At 62.8% G+C, this 10526-nt stretch carries 10 protein-coding genes; 3 read left to right on the top strand and 7 right to left on the bottom strand.

Annotated features, from left to right (window positions below):
* Positions 1-127: 127 nt before the first annotated feature.
* From pcaC to pcaR, 7 genes are all read right to left on the bottom strand, one after another.
* Positions 128-520 carry a 4-carboxymuconolactone decarboxylase gene (gene pcaC, locus IAE36_RS19930; RefSeq protein WP_028635111.1) on the bottom strand — a complete coding sequence of 131 codons (393 nt, stop codon included), beginning with the start codon at positions 518-520 and terminating at the stop codon, positions 128-130.
* Between the two features lie 10 nt (positions 521-530).
* Complete coding sequence (gene pcaD, locus IAE36_RS19925; protein ID WP_201214183.1) at positions 531-1322, bottom strand: 3-oxoadipate enol-lactonase; 792 nt, start codon at positions 1320-1322, stop codon at positions 531-533.
* An 11-nt stretch (positions 1323-1333) separates the two neighbouring features.
* On the bottom strand, positions 1334-2686 hold the full coding sequence (locus IAE36_RS19920; protein WP_201214182.1) for a 3-carboxy-cis,cis-muconate cycloisomerase: 1353 nt from the start codon (positions 2684-2686) through the stop codon (positions 1334-1336).
* A gap of 9 nt (positions 2687-2695) precedes the next feature.
* Positions 2696-3985 carry an MFS family transporter gene (locus IAE36_RS19915; RefSeq protein ID WP_201214181.1) on the bottom strand — a complete coding sequence of 430 codons (1290 nt, stop codon included), beginning with the start codon at positions 3983-3985 and terminating at the stop codon, positions 2696-2698.
* A gap of 140 nt (positions 3986-4125) precedes the next feature.
* Positions 4126-5331 (bottom strand): 3-oxoadipyl-CoA thiolase, encoded by a 1206-nt coding sequence (gene pcaF, locus IAE36_RS19910; RefSeq protein WP_174435885.1) that lies wholly within the window; start codon positions 5329-5331, stop codon positions 4126-4128.
* 256 nt (positions 5332-5587) lie between these two features.
* Entirely contained in the window at positions 5588-6934 is a 1347-nt protein-coding gene (locus IAE36_RS19905; protein WP_201214180.1) for an MFS transporter, read from the bottom strand.
* Positions 6935-7215: 281 nt separating this feature from the next.
* Positions 7216-8091 carry a pca regulon transcriptional regulator PcaR gene (pcaR, locus tag IAE36_RS19900; RefSeq protein ID WP_236404238.1) on the bottom strand — a complete coding sequence of 292 codons (876 nt, stop codon included), beginning with the start codon at positions 8089-8091 and terminating at the stop codon, positions 7216-7218.
* 403 nt (positions 8092-8494) lie between these two features.
* Between pcaR and IAE36_RS19895 the strand changes: the two genes are divergently transcribed.
* The 3 genes from IAE36_RS19895 to IAE36_RS19885 all read left to right on the top strand — a co-directional run bounded on the left by IAE36_RS19895 (position 8495) and on the right by IAE36_RS19885 (position 10478).
* Positions 8495-8698, top strand: a complete 204-nt coding sequence (locus IAE36_RS19895; RefSeq protein ID WP_028635118.1) for a hypothetical protein — start codon at positions 8495-8497, stop codon at positions 8696-8698.
* 18 nt (positions 8699-8716) lie between these two features.
* Positions 8717-8908 carry a hypothetical protein gene (locus IAE36_RS19890; protein ID WP_201214179.1) on the top strand — a complete coding sequence of 64 codons (192 nt, stop codon included), beginning with the start codon at positions 8717-8719 and terminating at the stop codon, positions 8906-8908.
* Positions 8909-9005: 97 nt separating this feature from the next.
* Entirely contained in the window at positions 9006-10478 is a 1473-nt protein-coding gene (locus IAE36_RS19885; protein ID WP_201214177.1) for an inorganic phosphate transporter, read from the top strand.
* Positions 10479-10526: the final 48 nt, after the last annotated feature.

Genomic DNA, 10526 nt, shown 5'->3' with positions numbered 1-10526 from the left:
GTAGGAGCGAGCAAAGCTCGCGATGCGCCGCGCGGGCGGCGCTCGATCTCATAGGCGCAATCACTGCTACGGCGAACACCCCTCAGCCCCCACGGCGTATCGCATGCTGCGGCTTTCAGCCAAAGGGTCAACCGCGCGATTCAACGCCCAGCTCATCCCACACCGACTCAGCCAGGTGGAACGTGGCATTGGCTGCCGGGATGCCGCAGTAGATGGCGCTCTGCATCAGCACCTCCTTGATTTCGTCACGGGTTACGCCATTGTTGGCTGCCGCGCGCAAGTGCAGTTTCAGCTCGTCGTTGCGGTTCATGCCGATCAGCATGGCGATGGTAATCAGGCTGCGGGTGTGGCGTGGCAGGCCCGGGCGGGTCCAGATGTCGCCCCAGGCATGGCGGGTGATCATTTCCTGGAACTCGCCGTTGAAGTCGTTCAGCTTCTCGAGGCTGCGGTCCACGTGGGCATCACCCAGTACTGCACGGCGTACCTGCATGCCGGCGTCGTAACGTTGTTTCTCGTCCATGGTCAAGTACTCAGTGAGCCTGCAGAAAGTCGAGCACGCGGCGGCTGAACGCTTCGCCGATCTCCACGTTGGACAAGTGCGCCGCCGGGAACTCGGCATAGTCGGCACCCTGGATGGCAGCCTGCATGAAGCGGCCGTGGGCTGGCGTGGTCACCACGTCCTCGGTACCGGCAACAATCAGGGTAGGCACCTGGATACCGCCTACTTGCTCGCGGAAGTCTGCATCACGTACCGCCGCACAATTGGCTGCGTAGCCTTGCGGGCTGGTCTGCGCCAGCATCTGGCAGATGCGCTGCGCCTGTTGTGGCTGGGCCTGGGCAAAGCCCGGGGTGAACCAGCGGGCGATAGAGCCATCACGCAGCTCGACCATCGCCTGTTGCCCGCCCTTGAGCACGGTGTCGATGCGGCTGTTCCACACCTCGGCAGTGCCGATCTGAGCGGCGGTGTTGCACAAGGTGAGGCTGCGCAGGCGCTGGCCGGCATTGATGCCCAGCCACTGCCCGATCAGGCCGCCCATTGAAAGGCCGACAAAATGCGCTTGCTGGATATCCAGGGCATCCAGCAGGGCCAGCACGTCACGGCCCAGTTGCTCGATACTGTACGGGCCGGCCGTGACCAACGATGCGCCATGCCCCCGGGTGTCGTAGCGCAGCACACGAAAGTGTTGGCTCCACAGCGGCAATTGGGTCTCCCACATGCCGAGGTCGGTACCCAACGAGTTGGACAAGACCAGCACCGGGGCCGCTTCGGGGCCATCGAGCTGGTAATTCAAAACGCCATCGGCCAGTTGCACGTGCGCCACAGCGGTCTCCTTCAGGCAGTGAAATGTTGATGTTCGGACACAGCACGCGCTACCCACACCCGGGCCTGGCCCAGGTAATGTGCGGGGTCCAGCAGGCGGTCCAATTCTTCGGCAGACAACTGCGCCGTGACCTGCGGTTCATCGCCCAGCACCGCGCGCAAATGGCGCTGCTCGGCGACCGCACGGCGGCAGCACTGCTCCAGCAAATGGTGGGCACTGTCGCGGCCAAGCCGCTGGGCCAGCACGATGCTTACAGCCTCGGCCAGTACCAGCCCCTGGGTCAGGTCCAGGTTACGGCGCATGCGCGGGGCGTCCACTTCCATGCCCTGGGCAATGATCTGGGCCTGGCGCAGCGCCCCGGAAACCAAACAGCAGATCTCAGGCAGGGTTTCCCATTCTGCATGCCACAGCCCCAGGCTGCGTTCGTGTTCCTGCGGCATGGCCGCAAACAGCGTCGAAACCAGGCCCGGTACCCGCGTAGCCGCGCCAATCAGCACAGCGGCGCCCACCGGGTTACGTTTGTGCGGCATGGTCGACGAGCCGCCCTTGCCCGGTGCGGAAGGCTCGAACACCTCCCCCGCCTCGGTCTGCATCAGCAGGCTGACGTCACGCCCGAACTTGCCCAGGCTACCGGCGATCAGACCCAGCACCGAGGCGAACTCCACCAAACGGTCACGTTGGGTGTGCCACGGCTGCTCCGGCAGCGTCAGTTGCAACTGTTCGGCCAGGCCTTCGGCCACCGGCAGTGCCTTGCTGCCCAACGCCGCCAGGCTGCCAGAGGCCCCCCCGAACTGCAGCACCAGCAACCGCGGCCGTAACTGTTGCAGGCGCTGGCGGTGGCGTGTGAGCGCACCCAGCACGCCAGCCAGCTTCATGCCGAGGGTAACCGGGGTTGCATGCTGCAACCAGGTACGGCCCACCAGCGGCGTATCGGCGTGCAGCAGCGCCTGGCGGGCCAGCGTGTCGGCCAGTGCAGCCAGGTCAGCCTCGACAAGCGCCAACGCATCGCGCAGCTGCAGCACCAGGCCAGTGTCCATGGCGTCCTGGCTGGTGGCGCCAAGGTGCACGAAGCGTTCGGCTTCCGGTACACCCGTGGCGATCACCTTGCCCAGCGCCTTCACCAGTGGGATGGCCGAATTGCCAGCCGTGGCGATCGCTTCGGCAAGCGCCCCCACGTCATAGCGTTCGGCCTTGCAGGCCGCTTCGATCGCAGCCACCGCACTTTGCGGCACCAGCCCTGCCGCCGCCTCGGCCCGCGCCAGGGCGGCTTCGAAGTCGAGCATGCCCTGCAGGCGACCGCGGTCGGAGAACACCTCGCGCATGGCCGGCGCGGTGAAGTAGGCATCGAACAACTGGTTGGTCATGCAACGTCCTTAATGATCGTGGTGCAAGTATTCCGCTTGCTTGGGCAGGCGCAGGCTGAACAGGAAGGCGATTGCCATCATGGCCGTGACATACCAGTAGAAGGTGTTTTCCATGCCCAGGGTCTTCAGGCCCAGGGCCACGTATTCAGCCGACCCGCCAAAGGCAGCATTGGCCACCGCATAGGCCAGCCCCACGCCCAATGCCCGCACCTGTGGCGGGAACATCTCGGCCTTAACCAGGCCGCTGATCGAGGTGTAGAAGCTGACGATGCACAGCGCCAGGCTGACCAATACGAAGGCCATGAACGGGCTGCTGACGGTTTTCAGTGCCATCAGCAACGGCACTGTGAACAGCGTGCCCAACGCGCCGAACAGCAGCATGGAATTGCGCCGCCCGATACGGTCGGAAAGCATGCCGAAGAACGGCTGCAGCACCATGAACAGGAACAGCGCGCCGGTCATCGCGTAGCTGGCGTTCTTCGCGGTCATGCCGGCCGTGTTCACCAGGTATTTCTGCATGTAGGTAGTGAAGGTATAGAAGATCAGCGAGCCACCGGCGGTGTAGCCGAGCACGGTAATGAATGCCGCCAGGTGGTTGCCAAACAGGCCGCGAATGCTGCCTGCGTCCTTGTCCTGCCGGGTTTCGGCGCTGCTGGTTTCATGCAGCGAGCGGCGCAGCATCAACGAAATCACCGCGGCGATGGAGCCCACCACGAAGGGGATGCGCCAGCCCCAGGCGCGCAGTTCGTCCTCGGTCAGCACCTGCTGCAGGACCACCACCACCAGCACAGCCAGCAACTGGCCGCCGATCAGGGTCACGTACTGGAACGAGGCGAAGAAGCCGCGCTGCCCGCGCAAGGCCACCTCGCTCATGTAGGTGGCCGTGGTGCCATATTCGCCACCCACCGAAAGCCCCTGGATAAGCCGCGCCAGCAACAGCAGCGCCGGCGCCCATGTGCCGATACTGGCGTAGGTGGGCAGGCAGGCGATCATCAGGGAGCCGAAGCACATCATCAGCACCGAGATCATCAGGGAGTTCTTGCGGCCATGCCGGTCGGCCAGGCGGCCGAAAATCCAGCCGCCGATCGGGCGCATCAGGAACCCGGCGGCGAACACACCGGCAGTGTTCAGCAACTGCACGGTGGGGTCGTCGGAGGGGAAGAAGGCCGGAGCAAAATAGATCGCACAGAAGGCGTAGACATAGAAGTCGAACCATTCCACCAGGTTGCCTGATGAGGCACCGACGATGGCAAAGATGCGCTTGCTGCGCTCTTCACCGGTGTAATAGCTTGAGGTCATGAGGGTTTTGCTCCTGGAGGGTACAAGGTAAGTCTAGACATACCTAGTAACACACATGTTCCACCAAGTGGCCGCCAATAGGCCTTGTGTCTAACGGCAAGGGCCTGTCAGCGCACCGTGCGCGAGCAGGCCCCTACCCTTCACACGCGCTCGATGGCCAACGCCAGGCCTTGCCCTACGCCTACGCACATGGTCGCCAGGCCCTTGCGCCCGCCGCTCTTCTCCAGCTGGTGCAATGCCGTGAGCACCAGCCGTGCACCACTCATGCCCAGCGGGTGGCCCAGGGCAATTGCGCCACCGTTGGGGTTCACCTGCGGGGCATCGTCCGCCACCCCCAACTCGCGCAACACCGCCAGGCCCTGGCTGGCAAAGGCTTCATTGAGCTCAATGACGTCGAAATCGCTCACCGCCACACCCAGCCGCTCGGTCAGTTTGCGAACTGCAGGCACCGGGCCGATACCCATGACACGCGGCGCCACACCGGCACTGGCCATGCCCAGTACACGGGCACGTGGGGTAAGGCCATGCTTCTCGACCGCCTCTGCCGATGCCAGGATCAACGCCGCCGCACCATCGTTGACCCCCGAAGCGTTGCCTGCCGTGACGGTTTTGTCCGGGCCATTGACCGGTTTCAAGCGGGCCAGGGTTTCCAGGGTGGTGTCCGGGCGCAGGTGCTCGTCCTGCTCGACCACGGTTTCACCCTTCCTGCCAGCAATGCGCACCGGGACAATCTCTTCGGCGAAGAACCCGGCAGCCTGGGCGGCTGCCGCCTTCTGCTGGCTGCGCACGGCGAAGGCATCCTGGTCAGCGCGGGAAACCTGGTAATCGTCTGCCACGTTGTCGGCCGTTTCGGGCATGGCGTCCACCCCGTACTGGCTTTTCATCAGCGGGTTGACGAAGCGCCAGCCGATGGTGGTGTCTTCAAGCTTCATGCTGCGCGAATAGCCGCTCTCGGCCTTGCCCATCACAAAGGGCGCGCGCGACATCGACTCCACGCCGCCGGCAATGGCCAGTTCCATCTCGCCGCTGGCAATGGCACGGAACGCTGTGCCTATAGCATCCATGCCCGAAGCGCACAGGCGGTTCAGGGTGACGCCGGGAATGCTCTCGGGCAAGCCAGCCAGTAGCAGCGCCATGCGCGCCACGTTGCGGTTGTCTTCACCAGCCTGGTTGGCACAGCCGAAAAACACCTCGTCCAACTGGTCCCACTGCACGCCAGGGTTGCGCTCGATCAGCGCCTTGAGGGGCACAGCAGCCAGGTCGTCCGCACGCACGGCGGCCAGAGCGCCGCCAAAACGGCCAATAGGGGTGCGAATGGCATCGCAGATGTATACGTCGCGCATCAGACTGCTCCTGCTGCTTGGCCGTGGGCCGCAGCGGTACGGGCTTCAAGGTCGCGGACGAACTGCTTCACGGCCTCGTTGAGCGAGAGAATTGTAGCCATTGGAGGCTCCTGGTCAGGGTGTTTCTATGGGGTTCAGATTAGGGAGAATGACCCGGGGCTTACAATCCGATAATCGACTATTGGGGCGGTTATCGAACCATTTGTTACCTTTCTATTCATCTCTCCCAAAAGGCGGCTGCGATGCCGCCCTGGGCCTGTCAGGTGGCGTCGGCGTGGCTGACGATGCCTTTGATGACGACGGCAACGGCTGCCAGTGCCGCAGGCACCAGCAGTGCAGTCAGCACTTGCTCGAGGGTCCAGCCAAGGCCCAGCAGAGTCGCACCGCTCCACGCCCCCAGAATCGCCCCGAAGCGGCCGATACCCAGCATCCACGACACCCCCGTGGCACGGCCCTGGGTCGGGTAGAAGCGTGCCGCCAGTGATGGCATTGCCGACTGCGCACCGTTGACGCACATGCCGGCAACCAGCACCAGCACGGCCAGCAGCGTGATATTGCCCAGGCTCTGGCCCACGGCGTAGGCAAACACCCCTGCCAGCAGGTAGAACAGGCCAATCACCTTGTGCGGGTTGAAGCGGTCCATGGCCCAGCCCACCGCCACTGCGCTCAGCACACCGCCAAACTGGAACAGCGCGCCGATGAACGCAGCCTGCTCCATGCTGGCACCACTGTCGCGCATCAGTGTGGGCAGCCAACTGGTCAGCAGGTACACGATTACCAGGCCCATGAAATAGGTAAGCCATAGCAGGACAGTACCCAGCCCGTAACTGCCGGAAAAGATCACGGCAAACACGTTGCGCGCCGCCACGGCCTTTTGCTCCGGCACGCTGAAACTGCTCGCCTCGGCCACGATGCGCGGCGCGATGGGGGCCAAGGTTTTGCGCACCTTTTCCGTACCGCGGTTGCGCACCACCAGAAAACGCGCCGATTCCGGCAACCACACCATCAGCACCACGGCCAGCAGCAGCGGCAGTACACCGCCGATGACCAGCAGGCTGTGCCACCCATAGGCCGGGATCAGCTTGGCGGAGATGAAACCGCCCCCCGCCATGCCCAGGTTGAAACCACAGAACATGCTGGTCACCAACAGCGACTTGAGGCGCTCAGGGGTGTATTCAGACAGCAGCGTTGTGGCGTTCGGCATGCCTGCGCCCAGCCCCAGGCCAGTCAGGAAGCGCAGCACCAGCAGTTGATTGACGTCGGTGGCATAGGCCGAAGCCAGGCTGAAACCGCCGAACACCAGCACGGCACCCACCAGCACGCCCTTGCGCCCAAAGCGGTCGGCCAACGGCCCGGAACCCAGGGCACCGAACACCATGCCGATCAACGCGGCACTCATCACTGGCCCGAGGCTGGCGCGGTCGATACCCCAGTCCTGGGACAGCGCTGGGGCGATAAAGCCCATGGCAGCGGTGTCCAGGCCATCGAGGAAGACGATGAGGAAACACAGCAACACAACCCGCCACTGGTAGCGGGACAGGGGTTGTTCATTGATCAGTGACTGGACGTCGAGGCTTTTGCCGACACCGGTTTGCGCTTGATTCATTGTTGTTATCCAGAAGGAGGCACAGCCAGGCCACTGCACGCGAGCATTCGGCGCAGAGTGCGTTAGTTGCGAAGGGAGGGCGCTGTGTCAGCCTGGGGACAACGGCACTGCGTACGGGTAGGCCCGCTGCAGCCTGGGGACAGTGTGCATGGGAGGTGCCTCTTGTATTTTTGTTGTTCGGTCGGCTTAGCCGACCGTTGCGAGAGACATTAATCAGCAAACCGGGGTGGCGCAATTCACTGCCGGCGAGATTGTGCGTTTATCGCACAACAAACGCAGCGTCAGCCAAACAACTGATGGCAGAGGTCACGGCTTGCCGCCAGTAGAATCGGCAGAAAGCGCTGTTCCAGCTCACTGCGCGTGACCCGCCCCACATGGGTACTTACGTTCAATGCCGCCAGCACCTGCCCGGAGGCGTCGTAGACCGGCACGGCTATCGAACGCAGGCCCTGCTCAAGCTCCTGATCGACCACGCACCACCCTTGGGCTCGCACCTGCTGGATGCAGGCGAACAGTGATTCGGCATCATGCAAGGTGCGCGTGGTGCGGGGCTTGAGGTCAGCGCGCTCCAGGTACTCACGAAGACTGGTGTCGTCCATTGCCGCCAGCAGAATACGCCCCATCGACGTGCAGTAGGCTGGCAAGCGACCGCCCACGGACAGGTCGACCGAAATCAGCCGCTCCACCGTGGCTGACCGCGCGATGTAGAGGATGTCGTCACCTTCAAGGGTGGCCATGTTCGCGGCTTCATGCAGCTGATCGCTGATCCGGTCAAGGTAGGGCTGAGCGGAAATCGCCAACGGCGTGGACGACAGGTAGGCATGGCCCAGGGTCAGCACTTTGGGCAACAACGAGTAGGTACGCCCATTGGTGGTGGCATAGCCCAGCTTCATGAGGGTGTGCAGGCAACGGCGCACGGCTGCCCGGGGGATTTCCGTGCGGTGGCTGATCTGGGCGATGGTCAGGTGGCGCTTGCGCTCCTGGAACGCCTGGATCACAGCAAGGCCCCGTGCCAGCGAGGTCATGAAATCCGGGTCACCGGTAAAGGCCTGAATACGCTTGGCCGGCGACGCCACGATGGGTGGCGCCAGCGCCGTTGTCGCCCCGCGGGCCGAGGCGGGGTTGGAAGGATCATTGGCTGACAGTTCATCACTCATCGCACACCTCAAAAAAACGCCGGTTCGTGCGATTATCGAACAAACGGCCGATAATCGCAATTGACCGCCGACACGTTTGCTTATACCTTTCTCAGGCCACTTGTGGCTTCTTTGGAGAGACTGGTCAGGTACCCACCGTAGAAGTCTCAGGCAACGGCCTCGTCTTAGGGCGAGGCCGTTTTTCATGCAGCGCTTTACATGCACTGCAACGAACTTTCCATCTGGCCAGTTCTCAAACCTGCAAGGGCCAGATTTGATCTCGCCTGCGCCACCTTTGCATGCGCCCTGCATGTCACGATGGTTGGCAAACTTCCTATTGATATACTGTGCCTGTTCCATCGGCCGCTTACCGGCATGCGGGAACACGCACTCCGTGGTTATTACACTCATTCAGGTACTGCATGTGACGAAAGAAGAACTGCGCGCAGAACTCGAGCGCCAGGCAGAACGTTACAAGGATGTATACGGTGGCGAGGTCACGACCTACGCCGCGCAAACAGAACCCGAACGCAAACCTTGGCGCAAACGTGCCACTGTTCAGGATCAGGCGTTCAACCAGGAACTCGAGCGCATGGAAAAAGAACTGCGCAGCGAAGATTCCCCGTAGCGCAGTTGATAAAGCCCCTTGCCCGGCACGCCTGGGCAAGGGGCGCAGAAGCTGCGCCCGCTGATCATGAAATGGAATTACACAAATTTCATACAAACGTTTGAATTGATCGAGATCGACCTATTCATGTCGTTTTCGGCGGCAATCATTGCTTTTAGACGTTTTTATGAGCTGGAGCTTTTAGTCACTCGCCGCCGCGCAGTGGGGTGAATGCCGCCAGGAGGGGATGGACCGTGCGTAACGGGTGCATCGATTGCCAAGGTTTTCTGGCATAATCCGGCCCCCCTATGACCGCCAGACAACCTTCATGATCGATTTATTCAGCGGACTGGATGCCTGGGTATTGGCGAGCCTGCTGCTCGCCCTCACCTTCGTGCTCGCCTTCGAGTTCATCAATGGCTTTCATGACACCGCCAACGCGGTAGCCACCGTCATCTATACCAAAGCCATGCCGCCACACCTCGCCGTGTTCTTCTCCGGGGTGTTCAACTTCCTCGGTGTGCTGCTGGGCGGGGTCGGGGTGGCGTATGCCATCGTCCACCTGCTGCCGGTCGAGCTGCTGATCAATGTGAACACCGGGCACGGCCTGGCCATGGTCTTCTCGTTGCTGGCGGCAGCCATCACCTGGAACCTGGGTACCTGGTACTTCGGCATTCCGGCCTCCAGCTCGCATACCCTGATCGGCTCCATTCTGGGCGTAGGCCTGGCCAATGCCCTGATCAACGACATCCCGCTGGGTGATGGCGTCAACTGGCAGAAGGCTATCGACATTGCCATGTCGCTGGTGGTCTCCCCCATCGCCGGCTTCGCCGTTGCCGCACTGGTGCTGATCGGCCTGAAATGGTGGCGCCCGCTGTCGAAGATGCACAAGACGCCTGAACAGCGCCGCAAGCTCGACGACAAGAAACACCCGCCCTTCTGGAACCGCCTGGTGCTGGTGATCTCCGCCATGGGCGTGAGCTTCGTGCACGGCTCCAACGATGGCCAGAAAGGCATTGGCCTGATCATGCTGGTGCTGATCGGCATCGTCCCGGCCAAGTTCGTACTCGACCTGAACAGCACCACCTACCAGATCGAGCGTACCCGTGACGCGACGCTGCACATGAGCCAGTTCTACCAGCGCAACGCCGCCACCCTGGGCGAGTTCCTGGCACTGGGCAAAGCCAAGGCCAGCGACCTGCCGGAGAAATTCAGCTGCAACCCGCAGCAGACCGAACCGACCATCGCGGCGCTGCAGTCTTCCCTGCAGGGCGTGACCGACTACCGGGCACTGGACGCCGACAAGCGTGTTGAAGTGCGCCGCTACCTGCTGTGCCTGGACGACACGGCGAAAAAGGTCGGCAAGTTGCCAGGGCTGGACGCCCGCGAAAAAGCAGACCTGGAAAAACTGCGCAAAGACCTGACCGCCACCACCGAATATGCACCGTTCTGGGTGATCGTGGCGGTGGCACTGGCCCTCGGCCTGGGCACCATGGTCGGCTGGAAACGCGTGGTGCTTACCGTGGGTGAAAAAATCGGCAAGCAGGGAATGACCTATGCCCAGGGCATGTCGGCCCAGATCACCGCAGCCTGCGCCATCGGCATGGCCAACGTGTTCGCCCTGCCGGTATCGACCACCCACGTGCTGTCGTCCGGTGTGGCCGGCACCATGGTCGCCAACAAAAGCGGCCTGCAGGGCGGCACGGTGAAAACCATCCTGCTGGCCTGGGTGCTCACCCTGCCAGCGTCCATGGGCCTGGCCGCCGGCCTGTTCTGGCTGGCCTCCAAAGCGCTCAGCTAAAGTGCCAGGTGCAGGAGCCGCCCTGGCTCCTGCACCAACACAGGCGAT

It is taken from the genome of Pseudomonas sp. S36 (assembly GCF_016647875.1).
In the GTDB taxonomy this organism is placed as follows: Bacteria; Pseudomonadota; Gammaproteobacteria; order Pseudomonadales; family Pseudomonadaceae; genus Aquipseudomonas; species Aquipseudomonas parafulva.
This window is presented reverse-complemented; position numbering and strand designations above follow the sequence as displayed.

Bases quoted from the DNA above. Each gene is read 5' to 3' on its own strand.
- IAE36_RS19920 (WP_201214182.1), bottom strand. From the start codon at position 2,686: ATGACCAACCAGTTGTTCGATGCCTACTTCACCGCGCCGGCCATGCGC.
- pcaC (WP_028635111.1), bottom strand. From the start codon at position 520: ATGGACGAGAAACAACGTTACGACGCCGGCATGCAGGTACGCCGTGCA.
- IAE36_RS19915 (WP_201214181.1), bottom strand. From the start codon at position 3,985: ATGACCTCAAGCTATTACACCGGTGAAGAGCGCAGCAAGCGCATCTTT.
- pcaR (WP_236404238.1), bottom strand. From the start codon at position 8,091: ATGAGTGATGAACTGTCAGCCAATGATCCTTCCAACCCCGCCTCGGCC.
- IAE36_RS19885 (WP_201214177.1), top strand. From the start codon at position 9,006: ATGATCGATTTATTCAGCGGACTGGATGCCTGGGTATTGGCGAGCCTG.
- IAE36_RS19905 (WP_201214180.1), bottom strand. From the start codon at position 6,934: ATGAATCAAGCGCAAACCGGTGTCGGCAAAAGCCTCGACGTCCAGTCA.